This is a genomic window from Nocardia sp. IFM 10818, assembly GCF_054655275.1.
Window position 1 is genome coordinate 324,474 of sequence record NZ_BAAHJH010000001.1, and the last position, 22,673, is coordinate 347,146.

A 22,673-nucleotide genomic window follows, 5' to 3' on the forward strand; every position below is an offset into this window, starting at 1 on the left:
CAGGGCGATTCCTCCGGGAGATTTGGTTGTGCCCCGGTCGGGATGAGGGACCGGCCGGGGCCACCAACCTGATGAAGGTTTGGCTACCGAAGTTGCCGATGTCCACGGTAGCCAAACGATTGCGATCTTGCTGCATCGGGTAATGGGATCGTTATGTCGGCTCTGCGGAGTTGAAACCGAACGCGCATCAGTAAATGGTGATCTTGGGTGGAAGCCACGTCCGGCTATACCTTTTCTGAAATCGCGCTGAGAATTTGCTCGGCATGATCACAAACTTTGCGGTCGGTCTCGAGTGTTTTGAACGGGCGACCGGAATGCATGTGATTTGAATCACAGGTTTGGATGTCCAGACTGGATGAACCCAGCAATCCGGACAACCGGCGAGCCGATCGGATGCCGCGCGGGCAGCGAATCGCTCGATGTCGCCCCTACTCGGTACCCTCGGGCCGTGGCTCTGTACCGGAAGTACCGACCGGCAACGTTCGCTGAAGTGGTGGGGCAGGAGCACGTCACCGATCCCCTGAGCACCGCGCTCGACACCGGCCGGATCAGTCATGCCTATTTGTTCTCGGGTCCGCGCGGTTGCGGCAAGACCTCCTCCGCGCGCATCCTCGCGCGCTCGCTGAACTGCGTCGAAGGCCCGACCTCCACCCCGTGCGGGGTCTGCCCCTCGTGCGTGGCGCTGGGCCCGGGCGGCTCCGGCAATCTCGACGTGATCGAACTCGACGCCGCGAGCCACGGCGGCGTGGACGACACCCGTGAACTGCGCGACCGCGCCTTCTACGCCCCCGCCGAATCCCGCTACCGCGTCTTCATCGTGGACGAGGCGCACATGGTCACCACCGCGGGCTTCAACGCGCTGCTCAAAATCGTCGAAGAGCCGCCCGCCCACCTCATCTTCGTCTTCGCCACCACGGAACCGGACAAGGTCCTGCCGACCATCCGCTCCCGCACCCATCACTACCCCTTCCGCCTGCTCCCGCCCGCCACCATGCGCGGCCTGCTCGGCAGGATCTGCGATCAGGAGAACGTCCAGGTCGAGGAGTCGGTCTACCCCTTGGTCATCCGCGCCGGCGGCGGCTCCCCCCGCGACAGCCTCAGCGTCCTCGACCAGCTTCTCGCGGGCGCGGGCCCCGAGGGCGTCACCTACCCCCGCGCGGTCGCCCTGCTCGGCGTCACCGACGTGGCCCTGATCGACAATGCCGTCGAGGCCCTCGCGGCGTCCGACGGCGCGGCCCTCTTCTCCGCCATCGACCACGTCGTGGAGGCGGGCCACGACCCCCGCCGCTTCGCCACCGACCTGCTCGAACGCCTCCGCGACCTCATCCTCCTGCGCGCCGTCCCCGATGCCGCCGACCGCAATCTCGTCACCGGCCCGGGCGACGTCCTCGACCGCATGCGCGACCAGGCCACCCGCATCGGCCCGGCCACCCTCGCCCGCTACGCCGAACTCCTGCACGAGGGCCTCGGCGATATGCGCGGCGCCACCGCCCCCCGCCTCCTGCTCGAGGTCATCGCCGCCCGCATGCTCCTCCCCGCCGTCTCCGACGCTGAAACGGCAACACTGCAACGCCTGGAAATCCTGGAACGTCGGGTAGCGAGCGGCCCGATTCCGGCCGCTGCCTCTTCCTCCGCGCCCGCCGCCGCACCCGCCGCACCGGCGGCCCCGCAGGCGCCCACCTCCGGCGAACCCCGCCGCCGTGGCGCGGAAGCGCTTGCCGCTCTTCGGGAAAGCCGCTCCGGGGGAAAGGTCGCCGCGCCGAACACATCGGCCCCGGTTCAACCGTCGCAGTCTGTGCCCGGCCCGGCTGCCGCAGCCGGAAATCCGGACCGGTCCGGGCAGGCCCCCACGCCGCAGGCTTCGGCACCCGCTCAGCAGCCGCAGACGTCCGCCGCCACCGGTGGATCTGCTCACTCGACGGCCGAGGCCACAGCGGCGATGGCGCAAGGAGATTCGCCGGAGCCCAGCCGCCCGGCCACGGTCCGGCCGCCCGAGATGAATGCGGTGGGCGCCGTCCCCGCCGAAGCCGCACCGGTGCCGTCTGCCCGCGCGGGTGAAGACGCCGCGCCCCATCGCGCCGCCGCACCCGCGCCGAGCGCTGCCGCCCCCTCCACGGCAGCGGCCGGCGCGCAGATCGGTACCACGTCTGCCGAAGGGGCGTCGGCCGTGTCGCCCAATGCCCCGGCTCCGGCAAATGAAGGCACTGAGCCGCAACAGGTCTCCCAATCCGCGTCGGGTTCGCTGCCCTCGCAGCCCGGTGGCGCGGCGAACACTCCTGCTCACGAGGCGGCGTCTGCGCCGACGCCCGCAGCGGCTGCCCCTGCCGCCGAGGCGCGGTCCGCGGGCGGACAGTCCGCGTCGGAGAGCGCGGCGGTGGCCCCGGACCGGATGGCCTTCTCGGCGCAGGCGGGCGCGACGCCCGCCCACGCGGGCAATGCGGCCGGGAGCGCGCCTGCGGCCGGAACCACATCGCCTGCGTCGGAGCCTTCCGTTGCGGGCGCTGCGGAGCGGCAGTCAGCGGTGGCTCCCGGCACGACCGCTTCCACCGCCGGGGCGGGTGCGCCCGCGACATCCGCGCAGGAGCATGCCGAAGTGGCGCCCGAACCTGCCGTGCAGGAGGCGCCGACCAGTGCGGGCGATGCCGAAGGCTCGGGTGGTGCGTCCGCCGATGCGGTGACTTCCGCGGAAATGGCGGAGCTGTCCGGGGCGGACGTGCTGCGGGAGATCGAGGGGGCCTGGGCGGATATCCGGGCCAAGGTGCGGGAGTTCGGGTCGGCGGCGGTGCAGGCCCTGCTGTCGGGCGGAACGGTGCTGCGGGTCGAAGGCGAGACCATCGTCTTCGGGCATCAGCATGCGCCGTTGGCGCAGCGGTTGTCGCAGCCGGCGAACCTCGATGCGGTGCGGTCGGCGGTGCGGGTCGTGCTCGGGCGCGAGCACGACATCAAGTGGGAGGTCGGGGGTTCCGGGCCCGCCGCCGCGGGGCGCGGGGCGGGGACCGGGCCGGGGGCCGGTAAGGGTGCGCCCAAGAAGGAGGCTCCGCGGTTCTCGCGGCCGAGTCAGGCGAAGGCGGCGGCGGGTGCGGCCGGTGCGGCTGCCGCGCCCGCGAAGGCGGGTGGCTGGGGAACCCCTACTGCCGGGGGTGTGGACAGCGATTCGGCGGGGGCCGGGCGGGGTGCGGCGGGGGCCGCGGCGGCGCCGCCGGAGGACGATATTCCGCTGCCTGACGGGCCGGACCTTCCGGACGATCCGGGGCCGGGGGACTACTCGTCGGTAGGTTATGACGGCGTCCCACCTGCTACTACGGAGGAAGAGGAGCGGGAGCTGCTGGCGGACGCGGCGCGGCCGGTGCCGGCCGAGGAACGCCGCGACCCGGATGAGGTGGCCTTGGAACTGTTGCGGTCGGAATTGGGGGCTACGCCGCTGGAGGGTTGACAGTTCCCCTGTGAGGCACATTAAGTTAACCGGAGTTCGCACTCGGCGGTACTATGATCGGGTGGCCGTGAGTATCGGTTCGGCGAGGTTCTAAGGTATGCCCAGGCGTACGGGCTGCCTGAGCGCACGTCGGCCGGTTCATGAGGCTGTTTGTACAGCGTCAGGACGGTCGGTCGTGAGGCCGACTGGGCAGGGTTACCCGCGGCCGCCCGCACAACGCGGTGTCGGCGCACCTTGAGGAAGGAAAACTCCGATATGACCACAGAGGCCTACATTTACGAGGCCATCCGCACCCCGCGCGGCCGCAACAAGAAGGGGTCGCTGCATTCGGTCAAGCCGATCGATCTGACCACCGGTCTGGTCGAGGAGCTGCGGAACCGTTACCCGAACCTGGACGAGGATCGGATTTCGGACATCATCCTGGGTGTCGTCTCCCCCGTGGCCGACCAGGGCGCCGATATCGCCCGCACCACCGTGCTGGCCGCCGGCCTGCCCGACACCGTCGGCGGCGTGCAGATCAACCGCTTCTGCGCCTCCGGCCTGGAGGCCGTGAACCTGGCCGCCCAGAAGGTGCGCTCCGGCTTCGAGGACCTGGTCATCGCCGGCGGCGTGGAGTCCATGTCCCGCGTGCCGATGGGCTCCGACGGCGGCGCCATGTTCATGGACCCGGCCACCGCCTACCCGAACTACATTGTCCCGCAGGGTATCTCGGCCGACCTCATTGCCACCATCGAGGGCTTCACCCGCGATGACGTGGACGCCTACGCCGTGCGCTCGCAGGACCTGGCCGCCAATGCCTGGAAGAACGGCTACTTCAAGAACTCCGTCGTCCCGGTCAAGGACATCAACGGCCTGACCGTGCTGGACAACGACGAGCACATGCGCCCCGGCACCACCGCCGAGGATCTGGCCAAGCTGAACCCGGCCTTCGCCGGCATCGGCGACATGGGCGGCTTCGACGCCGTCGCCATGCAGCGCTACACCTACGTCGAGAAGATCGACCACGTGCACCACGGCGGCAACAGCTCGGGCATCGTCGACGGCGCCGCGCTGGTGCTGGTCGGCTCCGAGGAGGCCGGCGCCGCTTCGGGTCTGACCCCGCGCGCCCGCATCGTGTCCACCGGCATCTCCGGCGCGGACGCCACCATCATGCTGACCGGCCCGACCCCGGCCGCGCACAAGGCGCTGGCCAAGGCCGGCCTGACCACCGCCGATATCGATCTCTTCGAGATCAACGAGGCCTTCGCCTCCGTCGTGCTGAAGTTCCAGAAGGATCTGCAGATCCCGGACGAGAAGCTGAACGTCAATGGTGGCGCCATCGCCATGGGTCACCCGCTGGGCGCCACCGGCGCCATGATCACCGGCACCGTGGTCGACGAGCTGCACCGCCGCAACGCCCGCTACGGCCTGATCACCCTGTGCATCGGCGGCGGCATGGGCGTCGCCACCATCATCGAGCGCGTCTGACGCCCAGCCACCACGACTTTCGGGAGAACGAAACACGATGACTGAGAACATGATCAGCTGGGAGAAGGACGCCGACGGCATCGTCGTGCTGACCATGGACGACCCCAATCAGGGCGCCAACACCATGAACCAGCTCTACAAGGACTCCATGCGGGCCACCGTGGACCGCCTGGTCGCCGAGAAGGACGACATCACCGGTGTCGTGCTGACCTCCGCGAAGAAGACCTTCTTCGCCGGCGGCGACCTGAAGAACATGATGCAGACCGGCCCGGACGACGCCGCCGCCATCATGGAGGAGCTCACCTTCATCAAGAGCGACCTGCGTCGCCTCGAGCAGCTGGGCAAGCCGGTCGTCTCGGCGATCAACGGCGCCGCCCTGGGCGGCGGCCTGGAGATCACCCTGGCCACCCACTACCGCATCGCGGCCGATGTGAAGGGCCTGAAGATCGGCCTGCCCGAGGTGAAGCTGGGCCTGCTGCCCGCCGGCGGCGGTGTCACCCGCATCACCCGCATGCTGGGCATCGCCAACGGCCTGATGGGCGTGCTGCTGCAGGGCAACGAGTTCAACGCGCAGAAGGCCAAGGCCACCGGCCTGGTCAACGAGGTCGTGGGCTCGGTCGAGGAGCTGATCCCGGCCGCCAAGGCGTGGATCAAGGCCAACCCGGACAAGGGCGTGCAGCCGTGGGACGTCAAGGGATTCAAGATCCCGGGCGGCACCCCGACCACCCCGTCGCTGGCCGCCAACCTGCCGGCCTTCCCGGCCAACCTGCGCAAGCAGCTCAAGGGCCAGAACATGCCGGCCCCGCAGGCCATCATGGCCGCCGCGGTCGAGGGCGCCCAGGTCGATTTCGACAATGCCTCGCTCATCGAGTCCCGCTACTTCGTCTCGCTGCTGACCGGCCCGGTCGCGAAGAACATGATCCAGGCGTTCTTCTTCGACCTGCAGTCGATCAACAACGGCGGTTCGCGTCCCAAGGACGTGCCCAAGCGTGAGATCAAGAAGGTCGGCGTCATCGGCGCGGGCATGATGGGCGCGGGCATCGCCTACGTCACCGCCAAGGCCGGCATCGACGTCGTCCTCAAGGACGTCACCATCGAGGCCGCCAACAAGGGCAAGAACTACTCCGAGAAGCTCGAGGAGAAGGCCCTCTCGCGTGGCAAGACCACCGAGGAGAAGTCGAAGGCGCTGCTGGATCGCATCAAGCCGACCGCCGACGCCGCCGACTTCGCGGGCGTGGACTTCGTCATCGAGGCCGTGTTCGAGAACCCGGAGCTCAAGGCCAAGGTCTTCGGCGAGATCGAGGACATCGTGGACGCCGACGCGCTGCTCGGCTCCAACACCTCGACCCTGCCGATCACCCTGCTGGCCAATGGCGTGAAGCGGGCCGAGGACTTCATCGGCATCCACTTCTTCTCGCCGGTCGACAAGATGCCGCTGGTCGAGATCATCAAGGGCGAGAAGACCTCCGACGAGGCGCTGGCCCGGGTGTACGACTACACCCTCGCCATCCGCAAGACCCCGATCGTGGTCAACGACTCGCGCGGCTTCTACACCTCGCGCGTCATCGGCAAGTTCATCAACGAGGCCATCAAGATGCTGGCCGAGGGCGTGGACCCGCAGACCATCGAGCAGGCCGGTCTGCAGGCGGGCTACCCGGCGGCGCCGCTGAAGCTGTCGGACGAGCTGAACTTCACCACCATGCAGAAGATCTACAAGGAGACCGCAGAGGCCATCGTGGCCGCCGGTGGCGAGATCGATGCCGCGTCGGCCGCGACCGCCGCCATCCTCGACAAGCTGGTGGGCGAGTTCGATCGCAAGGGCAAGGCCGGCGGCGCGGGCTTCTACGACTACGTGGACGGCAAGGCCACGGGTCTGTGGGCCGAGCTGCGCACGCTGTTCAACACCTCGCGTGAGCTGCCCGAGGGCGTCACCTTCGAGGACCTGAAGGACCGCATGCTCTTCGCCGAGGCCATCGAGACCCAGAAGTGCTTCGACGAGGGTGTGCTGACCACCACCGCCGACGCCAATATCGGCTCGATCTTCGGCATCGGCTACCCGGCCTGGACCGGTGGCACCCACCAGTTCATCGTCGGCTACCCGGGTGGACAGGAAGGCTTCGTCGCGCGCGCCGACGAGCTGGCCGCCAAGTTCGGCGACCGCTTCCAGGTGCCCGCCTCGCTGCGCCAGTAATACGGCGCTGCGGCGCTGAAACCCCCGGCCCGGGTCGCGATCATCGCGGCCCGGGCCGGGCCGTTTCCAGGGGAGGACCGGTGACCGGGCCTGACATGCGGAGGTGCGCCGAATCCTCTACGCACATGTGCGTGTCGCGCTACGTTTGGATGAGTGCGGGTGACGCCGACACCACCCGTAGGTTCGGTACGCGCACTTCCAGGTTCGAGGTGGCCAGATGAATCCACAGGCGCGCCCGGGGGGCTCCGGGGGCGACTCGACGCGAGCCGAGTCCGCCACCCAGGGGTTCGTGCCCATGAGCATCACCGACGAACTCGAGGCCATGGGGCTGGGCGAGGCCGAGGAGATCGGGCGGGGCGGATTCGGGATCGTATTCCGTTGTGCGCAAAAGGCGCTGGACCGGATAGTGGCGGTGAAGGTGCTGTCCTCGGAGATCGACGAGGAGAGCCGGGAACGGTTCCTGCGCGAGGAACAGGCCATGGGGCGGCTGTCCGGGCATCCGAATATCGTCGACATCCTGCAGGTGGACGTGACCCCGACGGGGCGGCCGTTCATTGTCATGCAGTACGCCACGCACGGGTCGCTGGAACGGCTGGTTCGCGAGAACGGGCCGCTGACCTGGTCGGATTCCCTGCGGGTCGGGGTGAAGCTGGCGGGGGCCATCGAGACCGCGCACCGCGTGCAGGTGCTGCACCGGGATGTGAAACCGGCGAACGTGCTGTTGAGCCGGTACGGGGAGCCGCAGCTCACCGACTTCGGAATCGCCCGCATCCCAGGGGGTTTCCGCACCTCCACCAGCATGATCACCGGATCGCCGGCGTTCACCGCCCCGGAAGTGCTCAAGGGCGAGGAACCGACCGTCCGCTCGGATGTATACGGTCTCGGATCCACATTGTTCGCATTGCTGACCGGTCACGCCGCCTATGAACGGCAGGCGGGGGAGAAGGTCGTCGCGCAGTTCCTGCGCATCACCAGTCAACCGCTGCCGGATCTGCGGGAGCTGGAAATACCGGCCGACGTGGCCGCGGCCATCGAGGCCGCCATGTCCCCGGATCCGGAGAAGCGGCCCGGATCGGCGGCGGAGTTCGGGGACATGCTGCGCGCCATCCAATCCGAGCACGGCCAGGTGCCCGATGAGATGGCCCTGCTGGACGGCGACGGGAGCGCCGGGGACAGTACGGATCCCGCTGCGACCCAGCACTATTCGCGCCAGCGCACCGGCACCGTGGTGACCGCGCCGCGCAATCGCTCGCTGAGCCTCACACCGCCGAGCCCCGCGGCGAGCGGAGTCTTCCCGGCGATGGGCGGTACCGGGACCACGCTGCCGCCCACGGCCATGACGAAATTCCGGCCGCCCCGACCGGCGCGGGAACCGGTGCTGCGCCCGCGGCTGCTGGAGCCGCTGCGCGCCGGGGGGCGGCGGCGACTCGCGGTCATCCACGGTCCGGCGGGATTCGGCAAGAGCACCCTGGCCGCGCAGTGGTGCGCCGAGCTCACCGATCGCGGTATCCCGGTGGCCTGGATCGGCATCGACCGCGGCGACGACAACGAGGTGTGGCTGCTCGCGCACATCATCGCCGCCATCCGCAAGGTCCGCCCGGAGCTCGGGGCCGGACTGGAGCAGGTGCTCGAGGAGCGGCCCGCCGAGGCGGTGTCGTACGCGGTGACCGCGCTCATCGACGAGGTGCACGCCAGTGGTTCGGCCGTCGTGGTGATGGTGGACGACTGGCATCGCATCACCGACGCCGGGGCGCACCGGGTGCTGGAGTCGCTGCTCGACAGCGGCTGCCACCATTTGCGTTTCGTGATCACCAGCCGGGAGCGCGCCGGACTGCCGCTGAACCGCATGCAGGTGGCCGACGAACTGGTCGAGATCGGGTCCGGGCAATTGCGTCTCACCGCGGAGGAGACGCGGCAGATCCTGGTGGACCGCACCGGGATCGAGCTCACCGACCGGCAGGTCGAGCAGATCCACACCGCCACCGACGGCTGGCCGGCGGCCATTCAGTTCGCGAGCCTGTCGCTGCGCGCCGCGGACCAGGATCCGGATCAGTTCATCGCCCGATTGTCCGGGGACAACAAGGCCATTCGCGACTATCTCGCCGAGAACGTGCTCGATTCCCTCGAACCGCGCATGCTCGAATTCCTCACCGCCCTCGCGGTACCGGAGCGGGTGAGCGCGTCCCTCGCCGAGGCGCTCACCGGTGCAGCCGATGCCGCCGAACTGCTGGAGCAGGCCGAACAGCGGGAGTTGTTCGTGCACCGGATCGCCGAGGACTCCGGCGTGTACCGGATGCAGCCCATGGTGGCCGAGCAGCTGCGCGCCCGCCTGGAGCGCGCCCAGCCCGGTCAGGTGAAGGCATTGCACCGCAAGGCTTCCCGTTGGTACGCCGAACATCAGATGCTGCGCCAGTCGGTGGATCACGCCCTGGCCGCCACCGATTTCAAGTTCGCCCTGGACCTGGTCGAGAGCGGCGGCATGGACCTGATCGACCGTTCCCGGCTGGCGACGCTGTTCGCGACGGTGTCGAAACTGCCCGTGCAGCAGGTGGCCTCGCGTTCGAAGCTGCTCATGGCGCTGGCCCGGGCCAATGTGACCCTGCAGCAGTCGGGCGCGGCCCGCACCGCGCTGGGCCGGTTGTCGAACATGCTGGCCCGCAGCGCACCGAACGATGCGGAGGCGGTGCAGCAGCGCTGTCAGGCCGCCGTACTCGCCGCCGCCGATCAGGTGGCCCGCGATCGCACCGAGGGCGTCATGGAGCGCCTCACCGACTGTCTGGCCCTGGCCGACGACCTGCCCGCCTGGACCGTGTCCACGGCCGCGAATCTCGCGTCCTTCGTGCGCCTGTGCGAATTCGACTTCGAGGGCGCGCGCACCATGCAGGAGTGGGCCGCCCCGTATCACGCCCGCTCCGCCGATCCGCTCGGCGTGGTGTTCGGCCTCTGCGGCCAGGGCGACGCCGCCTATGAGCAGCTCGATATCACCACCGCCACACGGTTTTTCGAACAGGCCTGGCAGACCGCCCGGGATCGGTCCGGGCCGCGCTCGCATGCGGTGCGGGTGGCGGGGGCGCTGCTGGGCGAGGTGGCCTACCGCCGCGGGGATCTGGATGGCGCGCAGCGCCTGCTCGACCAGTCCCATGAACTCGTCCCGCGCGTCGGTCCCGTCGACTTCCTGATCACCATCTTCGCCACCGGAGCGCGCGTCAAGGCCGTGCTGGGGGATATGGAGACCGCCACCGCCCGGCTCGACGAGGGTGCGCGAATCGCGGTGGACCGCAAGCTGCCTCGCCTGGCCGCGCATATTCGCGCCGAGCGTTTCCGGCTCGGCCTGCCCGCCGATCAGCTCACCGCGGGCCTGGTCACCGATCCGCCGATCCGTCCCGTCCGCCATCTCACCGGCGCCGCCGTCCTCACCGCCGAGGCCGAGGAGATCGCCACCATTCGCGCGCTGCTGGCCCGCCACTACCGTGGCGACGACCGCTCGCTCACCGATGAGCTGGCCCCGCTCGGCACCGACGACACGGTGGTCAAACGGGCTCGCGCCCTGCACGGCCGCACCCGTGAGAAACGCCGTCCCCGAGCGGAACTGGACTCGGCCCTGCTGCTGGCCGAATGCCTCTCCGCCGCCGGCTGGATGGGCGAGGCCATTGCCGTGCTCAGCCCGGTGGTGATCCGGTGCGCCGAACTGGGCTGGCCGCGGCCGCTCGTGGACGCGGGCCCGGGCGTACAGGGCATCCTGCGCACGCTGCGCACGGACATGCCCCTGGTCACCGGCAATGCCGAGGGCCAGGAGCTACCGCGGGCCTTCCTGGATTCGCTGTTGTGAGCCGGTCAGGCGTTCCACCACGGGCGCAGCGGAACGGTCCACGCCTGGTCCTCGCCGAGCTTGACGCCCAGCACCTGGTGTAGCTGAACCACATTGGTCTCGAAGCCGAGCTGGCAGCCGGCCATGTACAGGCCCCACACCTTGGCGGTGCCCTCGCCCACCTCGGCGACGGCGGCGTCCCAGTTCCGGACCAGGTTCTCGCACCATTCGGCGAGGGTGAGCGCGTAGTGCCGGCGCAGGTCCTCTTCGTGCAGGACTTCCAGGCCCACGTTCTGGATCTCGGAGATGATGCGGCCGGAGCCGGCCAGTTCGCCGTCGGGGAAGACGTAGCGGTCGATGAAATCCCCGGCCTTGGTGGTGTGCTTGTTGTCCGGGCGGGTGATCGAGTGGTTGAGGAACAGGCCGCCGTCGCGCAGCTTGGACTTCATGAACTCGAAGTAGGCCGGGTAGTTGTGCACCCCGATGTGCTCGGTGAGGCCGATGGAGGAGACGGCGTCGAAACCGCTCTCCTGGACATCGCGGTAGTCGGAGTGGCGGACCTCGGCCAGCTCGGACAGGCCCTCCTCGGCAATCTTGGCCTGCGCCCATTCGGCCTGCTCGGCGGATAGTGTCGCGCCGATGACCCGGACGCCGCGCTTGGCGGCGTAGCGCACCATGCCGCCCCAGCCGCAGCCGATATCGAGCAGCCGGTCGCCGGCCTTCAGGTTCAGCTTCTCGAAGACCAGCCGGTACTTGTTCTCCTGCGCCTGTTCGAGGGTCCAGCTCTCGTCCCCGTACACCGCGCAGGTGTAGGTCATGGACGGGCCCAGCACGTACTCGTAGAAGGTGTTGGAGACGTCGTAGTGGTGGTGGATGGCCTCGGCGTCGCGAGTCTTGGAGTGGCGCAGGCCTTCCAGCGCGATCCGGCGCCAGCGCGGCAGCGTCTCCTGCGGCGGCGGGGCGATCGGCTTGAGCAGCTCCCAGCCCAGCGAACGCGCGATGACGACCAGCTGCAGGGCGGTGGGGCGGTGGAACTTCAGCTTGCCCAGGGCCTTCAGCAGCTCGTACGGGTCGCCCGGGTGCACGCCGTGCGCCTTCATATCGCCGGCGATATAGGCGCGGGCCATGCCCAGATCACCGGGCGCGGTGGCGATGTAGTTGACGCCGCGCGGATTGATGATCTCCAGGCCGAATTCCGAGTCGTCCGGGCCGGTGGTGCTGCCGTCGTACGCGGTGAAGCGAATCGGCATCGGCCCGTCTATGAGGGTCTCGAAGATCTCGGCAATGCTGAGCTTGCTCCCGAGCTCGGCGAAAACGTCGGAACGGTCCTTGAACGTGGTCACTTGCGTTGCACCGCCTTCGAATACAGATCCAGTAAACGATGATCCGGGTCGTAGTGCTGCTTGAGCTTGGCATAGGTGTCGCCGCCGTAATACAGCGCGGCGAACTCGTCTTTGTCGTAGTAGGAATCCGAGTACAGCGATTTGTGCCCGTCGAGGGCGGACACTTCGCTTTCGATGGCGCGATTGGCCGCGCCCTCGAGCTGCCCGGCCACGGTCGGCACCGCCGACCAGAAGCCGACGTTCACGTAGGTGCGATCCGGCTCCAGGGGGTACAGCGGCCACGGCCGCTCGCCATCGCCGGTGTCGCGCAATCGCAATGGGCACAACCAGATCGGCTCGATCGGGATCTCCCGCAGGAACCAGTGCAGGAAGTCGGCGGTGCGCTCGATGGGCACCTCGATGTCCTGCACCACCCGCTCGCGGGGCGGATTGCCCTGGCGGGCCTCCAGTTTGTCGCCGATGTGGAACTTGTGATCGAGGGCGATGAGCTTCCAATAGAAGCTGCTGCGCCGGTACCGCTTGGGCCAGAACCGGCGGATACGCGGATTCTGCGCGCCGAAGGCCCGCGAGCACCAGAACCAGTCGGTATCCCATCGCCACAGGTAGTCGCTGATGGTCAGCCGGTCGCGCTTCGGTTCCGCGCCGTCGTGCTGGATCGACCGGTAGAAGATGTCCATGCCGGTGTAGTCGCTGACCGGCCCGGGTTCCTCGGTCTGGCGGCCGAGCACCAGGTAGCTCTCGTCGGCGGTGAACACCACGCCGTCGAGATAGTCGACCTGCTCGCCGGCATACGAGCGGTCCGCGATGATCTGCGCCATGGTCGTCTCCAGGTCCCGCAGATCATGAAACCGCAAGTGCCGCAGCGCCACGAACGGTTTCACCGTTTCCAGTTCGATCTTCAGGCGGGTGGAGTAGCCGAGCGTTCCGTAGGAGTTCGGGAAACCCCGGAACAGATCGGCGTGCGGGCCGTCCGGGGTGGCGGTGATGATCTCGCCGGACCCGGTCAGCACGTCGATCTCCAGCACGGATTCGTGCGGCAGGCCATTGCGGAACGAGGTCGACTCGATGCCGAGCCCGGTCACCGCGCCGCCCAGGGTGATGGTCTTGAGCTGCGGCACCACCAGCGGCGCCAGCCCGTAGGCCAGGGTGGTGGCGACCAGATCCTCGTAGGTGGTCATGCCCGCCACCTCGGCGGTGCGCGTCTGCGGATCCACCGCGATGACCTTGTCCAGACCGGAGACGTCCAGGCCGGGGGCGGTGTTCTTGGCGCGGGCCCGGAACAGATTGGAGGTTTTCTTGGCCAGCCGGACATTCGCGTCCGGCGGGATCGCACGGTAGGACGCCAGCAGTCTTTCGACCCCGGCGCGGTGCGCGGCAAAACCTGATTCCTGTGCGGCCGGTGCGCGGCCGGCCTTCCCCAACAGACTCACTGCCACCCTCGGAACGCTAGCGTGCACCGCCGGGTGCGGCCAGTAGGAAGACACCGGCGGGGCGGTTTTTCACGCACAGTTTGCATGTGCGCCTACGGAACTACCTGCCATATCCGAGGCTATTCCCGCCGCCGCGGTGATCATTCTTACTTCGGCTAACAATTTGGGTACGAAGTGCCGCCCGCCGTATCCGAGGGGCGAAAGCCCCTCGGGCTATCGGATTTCGCTCAGTACCGTTGCTGGGGTGGATGGCTCGGCTGGGCATAACCGGGCGGGGGACCGTACTGCGGCTGCGCGCCATAACCTTGCGGTGCACCGTAATTCGGGGCGTACCCGTACTGCGGGCCGGGTTGCGGGGACGGTTGTGGATAAGGCTGCGGATATGGCTGCGGATATGGCTGGTTCGGCGGGAACGGCGGCGGCGTGCCGGGCCCGGCGCCATTGCCGCCGTCGGAGGACCGTGTGAACTCGCCGACCAGCATGACCGCGCCGCCCACCGCCAGCAGCGCGCCGATGCCCAGCAGGATCCACGGCGTCCAGCCGTTGCTCTCCTTCTGCTCGTCGTAGCTGCGCTCGGTGGTCTTCCCCTTGCGGGTGGTGGTGCAGGTGTCGCCGGGATGCATCTCCCGGTTGCCGCACATGACCTTCCCGTCGCCGGAGTCGCCGAGCGTGACGACACCGCCGATCAATAGGGCGCATCCGATGACGATGGCAGCGAGATACGACACCACGTTCTTGACGCGGCGCACGGTGTGCATGCTGGAACGATTCCCCTCGATGAAAACCGGGTACCGAAAGCCCGGGTACAACAGACGAAAACCAGTCGCGCTGGGTTGCGGCGTAGCATAACCGGGCGGCACCAGGGCCGGGGAATCAATAAGGAGCACATGGTGGGACAGGTCAGCGCCTCCAGTTCGATCGTCGTGACGGCAGATCCGAAGCGGACCCTCGACGCGATCGCGGACTACGAGTCGGTGCGCCCGCGCATCCTCTCGCCGCACTACCGTGACTACAAGGTGGTCGAGGGCGGCGTGGGCGCCGGCACCGTCGCCGAGTGGACGCTGCAGGCCACCGAGAAGCGCGTCCGCAATGTGCGCGCCGCGGTGTCCGTCTCGGATTCCATGGTGACGGAACGGGATTCGAACTCCTCCATGGTCACCACCTGGACCGTGACCCCGTCCGGTACCGGCGCACTGGTGACCATCCGCACCAGCTGGAAGGGTGCCGGTGGCATCGGTGGCATCTTCGAAGGCATCTTCGCCCCCCTCGGCCTGAAGAAAATCCAGGCCGAGGTACTCGAGAACTTGAAGAAGGAACTGGCCTAGAAATTCCGGTGTGTGGCGGCCGGACCTAGGCCGCCGCGATATCGAACAGATTGCCCTCCGGATCGGCCAGGGTCGTCCACTGCATGCCGTATTCGTCGAAATCGGCGATGCGCTTGGCGCCGAGCGCGATCGCGCGGTCGATCCGGGCGGGCAGATCGTCGGCGGTCAGGTCGAGGTGCACGACGTTCTTCCCGGGCGTCTTGTCCGGGACGCGGGTGAACATGAGCAGCGGCGCCGCACCCGCGCTCCGGCCGACGGTGGCGAACTCGGCATTCGCCTCCGGATCGACCGGAAGCTCCAGCAGTCGCGCCCAGAATTCGGCGAGCTCGGCGGCGTTCTCACAGTCGAAGGTGATGTTGGCGATGGTGACGGCCATGGTGCTGTCCTTTCAGAGCCGGCCGATGGGCCAGCAGATCTCGGTGACGAATTCGGCGGGCTCGACCTCACCGGGCCCGGCCAGATAGCGCTCGCGAATGGGTTCGGCGAGCGCGGTGTCGTGTTCGGCCACATGGCTGCCCAGGGCCCCGTAGGTGCGGTCGAAATCGATGAACGGACCGTGGTGCACGGCGATGGCGAAGCGCCGGGCGGGCAGTTCGAGCACCGTGCCGTGCGCGGCGGCGCGGCGGGTGTCGGCCGGTGCGAGCGGCACGAAGGCCACCACCTCGCCTTTGTCCTGCTCGAAGAACTCGAGCGCGTAGGTGGCGCCGCCGGGGCCGTCGGGCTGGATGCCCGCGGTCTCCAGGGCCTGATACAGCGTGCCGAAGGCGCTGTCGCACCAGGCGTCGATCGCCTCCCGCGCCACCACCTCGGCAATCGCGAGCGCGGGATGGCTCGGGATGGAACGGTATTCGACCTGAACCCGGACCGGGCTGGGCGGCAGCAGCAGCGTGCGCAGCGAGGCCACCACATCGCGGGTGCGCATGAGCTCGGCCTCCATGCGATCCAGATGGGCGCGCAGGGCGGCGTCGCGCGTCTCCCGATCCGGCGCGGCCAGCACCTCCCGGATCTCGGGCACCGGCATGTTCAGATCGCGCAACCGGCGGATGAGGTGCGCCTGCTCCACCTGATCGGTCGAATAGAACCGGTAGCCCGAATGGGCATCGATTTCCGCCGGCTCCAGCAGATCGATCTCGTGGTAGTAGCGCAGCGCCTTCACACTGAGGTGGCTGAGCCGGGAGAACTCACCGATCGGAACGGTTGCTGTCATGCCCCTCAGCGAACACTCTCCCACCGGGGGAGAGTCAAGTGGGCCAAGGGGGTTTGGGGGCCTGGCCCCCAATCCCCTTCCTCCCGCCGGGGGAGAGTCGCCTTCCGCGTGGGCGCGACTAGGCTGGGGACGAATCAGTTCCCCGCAGAGAGGACACCCCGTGCAGCCCGGTGGAGAGTTCGACATCCAGCAGTTGATGGCCCAGGCGCAGCAGATGCAGCAGGCCGTGATGGCCGCGCAGCAGGAGATCGCGGAGTCCGAGGTGGAGGGCGAGGCGGGCGGCGGGCTGGTGCGCGCCAAGATTCGCGCCACCGGCGAGGTGCTGTCGCTGACCATCGACCCGAAGATCGTCGATCCCGAGGATGTCGACACCCTGCAGGATCTGGTCATCGGCGCGCTCAACGACGCCATGAACAATGCGCAGAACCTGGCCGCGGAACGCCTGGGCCCGCTGGCCGGCGGCTTCGGCGGCGCCGGCGGCGCGCTGCCCGGCTTCTGATCGGGGCCGGCGCAGGTGTACGAGGGTCCCGTTCAGGATCTCATCGACGAGCTGGGCAAACTGCCCGGCGTCGGCCCGAAGAGCGCGCAGCGCATCGCCTTTCATCTGCTCGGCGTCGAACCGCCGGAGATCGACCGCCTGCAGGCGGCCCTGCAGAAGGTGCGCGACGGCGTGCGCTTCTGCGCCGTCTGCGGCACGGTCTCCGATGGTGAGCTCTGCCGCATCTGCGCCGATCCGCGCCGCGACCGCACCATGATCTGCGTGGTCGAGGAACCCAAGGACGTGCAGGCCATCGAGCGCACCCGCGAATTCCGCGGCCGCTACCACGTACTCGGCGGCGCCCTCGACCCGCTCTCCGGCATCGGCCCCGACCAGCTCCGCATCCGCGAACTGCTGACCCGCATCGGCAACCAGGACGACGGAGTGGACGTCACCGAGGTCATCATCGCCACCGACCCGAACACCGAGGGCGAGGCGACGGCCACCTACCTGGTCCGCATGCTGCGCGATTTCCCCGGCCTGTCGGTGACGCGACTGGCATCCGGTCTGCCCATGGGCGGCGACCTGGAATTCGCCGACGAGCTGACCCTTGGTCGCGCATTGTCCGGACGCCGCGCGCTCTGACGGTGTTTCGCCGGGCCATGGGGGTTTCCCGGGCCGTTGGGGTTTCAGGGGGAACCCCCGAGAGTCCTACGAGAGTTGTTCTAAGTCCAGTAGGGCGGGGCCGGCATGGCCGCGGGCTGCGGGCACGGAATGTGCTGGCTGTTTCGGGGAATGTCGGCCCCGGCCCCGGTGGCGTGCAGGGCGACCGCCACGGCGAGGGTGGCCGCGACCCCGGCGAGGATCGCCAGGCTTTTTCGCACTCGCGGGGTACCGATCTTCGGGCGGAGCTTCATCGGTGCACTCCTCGCTCGCAGGGAGTTACGAGAACAAGCCGTGTTGCGCCGTGCGGAATAACCGAAAGGCTAGCGTTCCTGCACCCGCGCAGCCTTTATCCCGAGGGCGCTCGAGCCCGAATCGAAATGCGGCTGTTATGTCCCCGCCGCGCGAATTCAGAAGGTGAGCCGCTGCCAGGGCAGCGTGTCGAAGCGTGACCGATCGCCGGTGGTCCATTCCCAGATGAGATCCGCGACCAGCGCCGGATCATTCAGAGTGACGGTGAAATGCCGGTCCGCCGATCCGTCCCGGTATTCCAGGTCGTAATGGCCGTCTTCGTGCCGGTAGGTCTGGATGTAGACCTCGTCGCCGCGATCCACGATCAGATACGGCCCCGGCTGCGCCAGTTCCGGAATCCAGCGGTGCACGAGTTCCTGTGTGAGATAGGGGAATTCGCCCGCGCCGCCGTGCGATACCGCGACCGGCACGTGCCCGGCCGGATCGATCAGCCAGGCCAGCTGCGGGTCGTACACCGCGTATCCGCGCGGCGTCGCCAGCTCGAACAGCAGATTCCGCACGAACCCCACGGCGTCGATCGGGCTGGATACGAACAGCGCCGCGCCGACCGCGCTCTCGGCGGCGGCGCTCTCGAGGAAGTTGTCCTCCTCGGGCAGTTCGCCATTGCGCTCGTCGAGCTCGGCGGCCATGTCCGCCACCGCCGGCGTCGCCGGTTTCCCGTCCTGTGTCGCCAGATATGCGTCGACCGCGGCGGAGGTGGCGGCGGCGCCGGAGGGCAGCAGGACGTGGTCGTAGCTCACCCGGCCAGGCTAGTGGCAGGCGAGCCGGGTGTTGCCGCCAGCCCGCCGGGCGGGGCTAACCGGCCAGGCTCTGCGGCCCCGCGTCCATGACGACCTCGGTTTCCAGGCATTCGCAGCCGCCGGCCACTTCGGAGCAGTCGGCCACGAATACGTGGCGTATCCGGTCGAGATCCTCGCAGTGCCAGTCGGTGCATTCGGCAGCGCCGTCGGCGTGCGCGATCAACGTCCCGTGGCAGTGATCGAGGGCCGATTCACAGAGCGAGCAGGTGCTCATGAAGCTCCTCCAATCGTCTCTACGAGTTCCTATCACTCGGGTGCGACAACTGTGGGAGGTCACCGCGTGTCGTCCGAACTGTCGGGAATCCGCCCGCGTGTCCGGGGTCTGGCGTGGTGAACTTAAGAATGGGCGTCAAAGTGTCCCTGGAACATCGCACGACCTACACCTTCGACCGCCCGGTGCGGATCCATCCCCATGTGGTGCGACTGCGACCGGCGCCGCACACCCGCACCGCCATCGAGGCGTACTCGCTGCGGGTGACGCCCGCCGCGCACTGGGTGAACTGGCAACAGGACGCCTTCGGGAATTTCCTTGCGCGCCTTGTCTTCAACGAACCGGCGCGGGAGATGTCGGTGCTGGTCGGGCTGATCGCGGATATGGACGTGATCAACCCCTTCGATTTCTTCGTCGAGGAGTACGCCGAACATTTCCCGTTCGACTATCCGCCGCAGCTGTCGGCCGATCTGGAACCGTATCTGCGGCCCGTGGACGAAGGTGAACCAGGTTCCGGCCCAGGGAAATCCGTGCTCGACTGGGTGCGCGCGCACCCGCCGCGGCCGGGTGCGCACATCTTCGACTTCCTGGTATCGGTGAACCAGGCCCTGCACCGCGATGTCGGCTACACCATCCGGATGGAACCCGGCGTGCAGACACCCGGCCACACGCTGCGCACCGCCCTGGGCTCCTGCCGGGATTCGGCCTGGCTGCTGGTCGCCATCCTGCGTGCGTACGGCCTGGCCGCGCGCTTCGTCTCCGGCTACCTCATCCAGCTGGCCCAGGATGTGCCCTCCCTCGACGGACCGTCCGGCCCGCCCGCCGATTTCACCGATCTGCACGCCTGGACCGAGGTCTACATTCCCGGTGCGGGCTGGATGGGCCTGGACCCCACCTCCGGCCTGTTCGCCGGGGAGGGCCACATCCCGCTCGCCGCCACCCCGCATCCGGTGTCCTCCGCCCCCATTACCGGCGCCACCGACCCGGTCCGGGCGACCCTGGACTTCTCCAATACCGTCCGCCGCATCCACGAGGATCCCCGAGTCACCCGCCCCTACACCGAAACCCAATGGGACCGCATCACCGCCGTCGGCGCGGCGGTGGACACCCGCACCGAAGCCGCCGACATCGGCCTGACCGTAGGCGGCGAACCCACCTTCGTCGCCATCGACAACCAGACCGCCCCGGAATGGACCACCGCCGCCGACGGCCCGCACAAACGCGAACGCGCCGCCGACCTGGCCCAGCGCCTGCGCCGCATCTACGCCCCCCACGGCCTGATCCAATACCGCCAGGGCAAGTGGTATCCGGGAGAACCCTTGCCCCGCTGGGACATCGCCCTGCTCTGGCGCACCGACAACCAGCCCCTGTGGCACCACCCCGACCTCCTCATCGACCCGTGGCTCCCGCCGCCGCATCCGGAACAGGCGCACAGGGAGGCGTCCACCGCCCCACGGCGGATCTCTGATTCGGAGCTGGGAACCGCGCTCGATCCCGGCGGCGTCGTGAGTGCGGAGCGGGTTCGCGCCGAGTCCGAATCGGAGTCGAACCCAGCTGTGCACCGGGAAGCGGACGAGCGCGGTGCGGGTGATCCGCTGCCACACTCGGATGCCGGTGCCGCGGTCGCGGTGGCAGGTGCGGACCCGCAACAGCTTTCGCGGCCGACCGGTCCGTTGCCCGGTCGGGCCGGGCAGGGCGGAGTGCTGGTCGACGATCATGGCGCCGAACGCGCGGTCCGCTCGCCCGCCGTGCCGGACGGCGGCGCGGCGGTGACGCCGGACGATGAGGAGTGGGGCGCAGACCCGCAGCGGCGGTTACGGGCGGGCGGATCCGAATTCGATGACGGCCGGGAAAGTGGGCGGCAGGAGCCGATACGGCGCGGTGGTCGGCCGGTCCGGCGTATCGCCGACTCCGCACAGAGTGCGGAGCGGACTGATTCGCCGCTGCCGTGGCGCGCCGAGGCGGCGGCCGCGCGGGCGGTCATCGCGCATGTCGCGGCCGGTCTCGGGCTGCCCGGCACGCAGGTGCGGGCGGCGTATGAGGATCCGTTGTTGCGTATGGCCGCGAAAGCCCATGCGCCCGAAGGGGAACCGGTGGAATCCCCGGACGATCTCGTGCCGGAGGAGGATTCGGCGCAGGCGCGCAAGGACCTGCTGGCGCGGTGGGATGCGGCGGTGACCGAGCCCGCCGCCTATGTGCTGTCGCTGTATCGGCGGTCGGACGAATCCGGGTGGGCCAGCGCCGATTGGCGGTTGCGGCGGGGCCGGATCATGTTGACGGAAGGGGATTCTCCCGCGGGTCTGCGATTGCCGCTGGGTGCGATCTCCTGGCAGTCGCCGCCGCCGCGGCCGGAGGTCGATCCCTTCGCGCCGCCGCGGCCGATGCGGGCCGATGAACCGGTCGCGGTGGTGGAGACCGCGGATCGCGCGCCGACCACCGCGCTGGTGGCCGAGGTGCGGGACGGGCGGCTGTTCGTGTTCCTGCCACCGGTGGAGGAGCCGAACGCGTTCTTCGATCTGGTGCGGCGGGTGGAGGCGGCGGTGGCGGCGGTCGGGCAGCCGGTGGTGCTGGAAGGGTATGCGCCGCCGGTGGATTCGCGGCTGCGGACCTTGTCGATCACGCCGGATCCGGGGGTGATCGAGGTGAACGTGCAGCCGACCGGGTCGTTCGCGGAGCAGGCCGGGTTGCTGGAGAACCTGTACGAGCAGGCGCGGTTGGCGCGGTTGAGTACGGAATCGTTCGATGTGGACGGGACGCACAGCGGGACCGGGGGCGGGAATCACATCACGCTGGGCGGGCGGACCCCGGCGCGGTCTCCATTGCTGCGGCGGCCGGATCTGCTGGTGTCGATGCTGAGGTATTGGCAACGGCATCCGGCACTGTCGTATCTGTTCTCCGGGCGGTTCATCGGGCCCACCTCGCAGGCGCCGCGGGTGGACGAGGGCCGCGACGAGGCGCTCTACGAGCTGGAGATCGCGTTCGCCGAGATCGCGCGGCTCAGCGCTGACGGCGGCGGCGTCGCGCCGTGGCTGGTGGATCGGGCGCTGCGGCATCTGCTCACCGATCTCACCGGCAATACCCATCGCGCCGAGTTCTGCATCGACAAGCTGTTCAGCCCGGAATCCGCGCGCGGGCGACTGGGGCTGGTGGAGTTGCGTGGATTCGAGATGCCGCCGCATCACCGCATGGCCATGGTGCAGTCCCTGCTGGTGCGGGCGCTGGTGCTGCGGTTCTGGGAGCGCCCCTGCACCGCGCCGCTCATCCGGCACGGTGCGAATCTGCACGGGCGATATCTGCTGCCGCATTTCCTGCTGGCCGATATCGCCGAGGTCGCGGCCGATCTGCGCGCGCACCGTATCGAATTCGATATCAGCTGGCTCGATCCGTTCGCCGAGTTCCGTTTTCCGCGGGTGGGCACGGTGGTACTAGGTGATATGGAAGTCGAATTGCGCGGGGCCATCGAGCCCTGGAACACCCTCGGCGAGCAGACCACCGCGTCGGGGACCGCGCGCTATGTGGATTCCTCGGTGGAGCGCCTGCAGGTGCGGGTGGTGGGCGCCGATCGCGGCCGGTATGCGCTGACCTGCAATGGTTTCCCGATTCCGCTGCTGTCCGCCGGGAAGGCGGATGTGCAGGTGGCGGGTGTGCGCTATCGGGCCTGGCAGCCGCCGAACGCGCTGCACCCGTCGCTGACGGTGGACGCCCCTTTGGTTTTCGATGTGATCGACATGGAGACCGGTCTGTCGCGTGGCGGCTGTACTTACCACGTCTCGCATCCGGGCGGCCGCTACTACGAGGGGCCGCCGGTGAATGCCGTCGAGGCGCAATCCCGGCGCAATCGTCGATTCGAACCTTTCGGACATACCGCTGGTCCCGTCGACACCGCCGCCCTGCGTGCCAAAATGGCCGTACAGGCCACCGATATCGGCGCACCCGGAATCCTCGACCTCCGCCGGGCGCGAACCGTGTGGGGCGTGGCCGGCGACCGGTAGGCATCCCGTGGGA

Annotated in this window: 16 protein-coding genes; 8 read left to right on the top strand and 8 right to left on the bottom strand. The window is 68.8% G+C overall.

Annotation, left to right across the window (positions count from 1 at the left end; genetic code table 11):
- The first annotated feature begins 448 nt into the window (after nt 1-448).
- The 4 genes from ACYQ5L_RS01505 to ACYQ5L_RS01520 all read left to right on the top strand — a co-directional run bounded on the left by ACYQ5L_RS01505 (nt 449) and on the right by ACYQ5L_RS01520 (nt 10,920).
- On the top strand, nt 449-3,433 hold the full coding sequence (locus ACYQ5L_RS01505; protein WP_459955025.1) for a DNA polymerase III subunit gamma and tau: 2,985 nt from the start codon (nt 449-451) through the stop codon (nt 3,431-3,433).
- A 255-nt stretch (nt 3,434-3,688) separates the two neighbouring features.
- The gene (locus tag ACYQ5L_RS01510; protein WP_459955026.1) at nt 3,689-4,900 is read left to right on the top strand and encodes an acetyl-CoA C-acetyltransferase; all 1,212 of its coding nucleotides are present in this window, start codon (nt 3,689-3,691) and stop codon (nt 4,898-4,900) included.
- 37 nt (nt 4,901-4,937) lie between these two features.
- A complete protein-coding gene (locus tag ACYQ5L_RS01515; protein WP_459955027.1) occupies nt 4,938-7,091 on the top strand; it encodes a 3-hydroxyacyl-CoA dehydrogenase NAD-binding domain-containing protein in 2,154 nt (717 codons plus the stop codon).
- Nucleotides 7,092-7,386: 295 nt separating this feature from the next.
- Entirely contained in the window at nt 7,387-10,920 is a 3,534-nt protein-coding gene (locus ACYQ5L_RS01520) for a protein kinase domain-containing protein (protein ID WP_459955028.1), read from the top strand.
- A gap of 5 nt (nt 10,921-10,925) precedes the next feature.
- On the opposite strand, the gene ACYQ5L_RS01525 is transcribed toward ACYQ5L_RS01520, so the two are convergent.
- The 3 genes from ACYQ5L_RS01525 to ACYQ5L_RS01535 form a co-directional block, all read right to left on the bottom strand.
- Nucleotides 10,926-12,242, bottom strand: a complete 1,317-nt coding sequence (locus ACYQ5L_RS01525; protein WP_459955029.1) for a class I SAM-dependent methyltransferase — start codon at nt 12,240-12,242, stop codon at nt 10,926-10,928.
- Nucleotides 12,239-13,672, bottom strand: coding sequence for an FAD-binding oxidoreductase (locus ACYQ5L_RS01530; RefSeq protein WP_459963288.1), 1,434 nt, complete (start codon nt 13,670-13,672; stop codon nt 12,239-12,241). Before ACYQ5L_RS01530 ends, ACYQ5L_RS01525 begins: the two co-directional genes overlap by 4 nt.
- Before the next feature lie 227 nt (nt 13,673-13,899).
- Nucleotides 13,900-14,430, bottom strand: coding sequence for a hypothetical protein (locus ACYQ5L_RS01535; protein WP_459955030.1), 531 nt, complete (start codon nt 14,428-14,430; stop codon nt 13,900-13,902).
- A 132-nt stretch (nt 14,431-14,562) separates the two neighbouring features.
- On the opposite strand from ACYQ5L_RS01535, the gene ACYQ5L_RS01540 reads away from it, so the two are divergent.
- Nucleotides 14,563-14,997 (top strand): SRPBCC family protein, encoded by a 435-nt coding sequence (locus ACYQ5L_RS01540; RefSeq protein ID WP_459963289.1) that lies wholly within the window; start codon nt 14,563-14,565, stop codon nt 14,995-14,997.
- Nucleotides 14,998-15,022: 25 nt separating this feature from the next.
- Here the strand turns inward: ACYQ5L_RS01540 and ACYQ5L_RS01545 are convergent, their stop codons facing one another.
- Both ACYQ5L_RS01545 and ACYQ5L_RS01550 read right to left on the bottom strand, forming a co-directional pair.
- The gene (locus tag ACYQ5L_RS01545) at nt 15,023-15,373 is read right to left on the bottom strand and encodes a VOC family protein (RefSeq protein WP_459955031.1); all 351 of its coding nucleotides are present in this window, start codon (nt 15,371-15,373) and stop codon (nt 15,023-15,025) included.
- Nucleotides 15,374-15,385: 12 nt separating this feature from the next.
- Nucleotides 15,386-16,204, bottom strand: a complete 819-nt coding sequence (locus tag ACYQ5L_RS01550; protein WP_459955032.1) for a MerR family transcriptional regulator — start codon at nt 16,202-16,204, stop codon at nt 15,386-15,388.
- A 160-nt stretch (nt 16,205-16,364) separates the two neighbouring features.
- On the opposite strand from ACYQ5L_RS01550, the gene ACYQ5L_RS01555 reads away from it, so the two are divergent.
- Nucleotides 16,365-16,703, top strand: coding sequence for a YbaB/EbfC family nucleoid-associated protein (locus ACYQ5L_RS01555; protein WP_379194123.1), 339 nt, complete (start codon nt 16,365-16,367; stop codon nt 16,701-16,703).
- 15 nt (nt 16,704-16,718) lie between these two features.
- Complete coding sequence (recR, locus tag ACYQ5L_RS01560; protein WP_379194124.1) at nt 16,719-17,327, top strand: recombination mediator RecR; 609 nt, start codon at nt 16,719-16,721, stop codon at nt 17,325-17,327.
- An 80-nt stretch (nt 17,328-17,407) separates the two neighbouring features.
- Here recR and ACYQ5L_RS01565 read toward each other — a convergent pair whose 3' ends face one another.
- From ACYQ5L_RS01565 to ACYQ5L_RS01575, 3 genes are all read right to left on the bottom strand, one after another.
- Nucleotides 17,408-17,599 (bottom strand): hypothetical protein, encoded by a 192-nt coding sequence (locus ACYQ5L_RS01565; RefSeq protein WP_459955033.1) that lies wholly within the window; start codon nt 17,597-17,599, stop codon nt 17,408-17,410.
- A gap of 156 nt (nt 17,600-17,755) precedes the next feature.
- A complete protein-coding gene (locus tag ACYQ5L_RS01570) occupies nt 17,756-18,397 on the bottom strand; it encodes a hypothetical protein (RefSeq protein ID WP_459955034.1) in 642 nt (213 codons plus the stop codon).
- A gap of 55 nt (nt 18,398-18,452) precedes the next feature.
- Nucleotides 18,453-18,671, bottom strand: coding sequence for a hypothetical protein (locus ACYQ5L_RS01575; RefSeq protein ID WP_459955035.1), 219 nt, complete (start codon nt 18,669-18,671; stop codon nt 18,453-18,455).
- Between the two features lie 128 nt (nt 18,672-18,799).
- On the opposite strand from ACYQ5L_RS01575, the gene ACYQ5L_RS01580 reads away from it, so the two are divergent.
- The gene (locus ACYQ5L_RS01580; protein WP_459955036.1) at nt 18,800-22,660 is read left to right on the top strand and encodes a transglutaminase family protein; all 3,861 of its coding nucleotides are present in this window, start codon (nt 18,800-18,802) and stop codon (nt 22,658-22,660) included.
- Nucleotides 22,661-22,673: the final 13 nt, after the last annotated feature.

What these genes read in the sequence shown, in the direction of transcription:
- ACYQ5L_RS01510 (WP_459955026.1), top strand. Translation starts at nt 3,689, where the DNA reads ATGACCACAGAGGCCTACATTTACGAGGCCATCCGCACCCCGCGCGGC.
- ACYQ5L_RS01545 (WP_459955031.1), bottom strand. Translation starts at nt 15,373, where the DNA reads ATGGCCGTCACCATCGCCAACATCACCTTCGACTGTGAGAACGCCGCC.
- ACYQ5L_RS01535 (WP_459955030.1), bottom strand. Translation starts at nt 14,430, where the DNA reads ATGCACACCGTGCGCCGCGTCAAGAACGTGGTGTCGTATCTCGCTGCC.
- ACYQ5L_RS01565 (WP_459955033.1), bottom strand. Translation starts at nt 17,599, where the DNA reads ATGAAGCTCCGCCCGAAGATCGGTACCCCGCGAGTGCGAAAAAGCCTG.
- ACYQ5L_RS01550 (WP_459955032.1), bottom strand. Translation starts at nt 16,204, where the DNA reads ATGACAGCAACCGTTCCGATCGGTGAGTTCTCCCGGCTCAGCCACCTC.
- ACYQ5L_RS01580 (WP_459955036.1), top strand. Translation starts at nt 18,800, where the DNA reads ATGGGCGTCAAAGTGTCCCTGGAACATCGCACGACCTACACCTTCGAC.
- ACYQ5L_RS01520 (WP_459955028.1), top strand. Translation starts at nt 7,387, where the DNA reads ATGAGCATCACCGACGAACTCGAGGCCATGGGGCTGGGCGAGGCCGAG.
- ACYQ5L_RS01575 (WP_459955035.1), bottom strand. Translation starts at nt 18,671, where the DNA reads ATGAGCACCTGCTCGCTCTGTGAATCGGCCCTCGATCACTGCCACGGG.
- ACYQ5L_RS01515 (WP_459955027.1), top strand. Translation starts at nt 4,938, where the DNA reads ATGACTGAGAACATGATCAGCTGGGAGAAGGACGCCGACGGCATCGTC.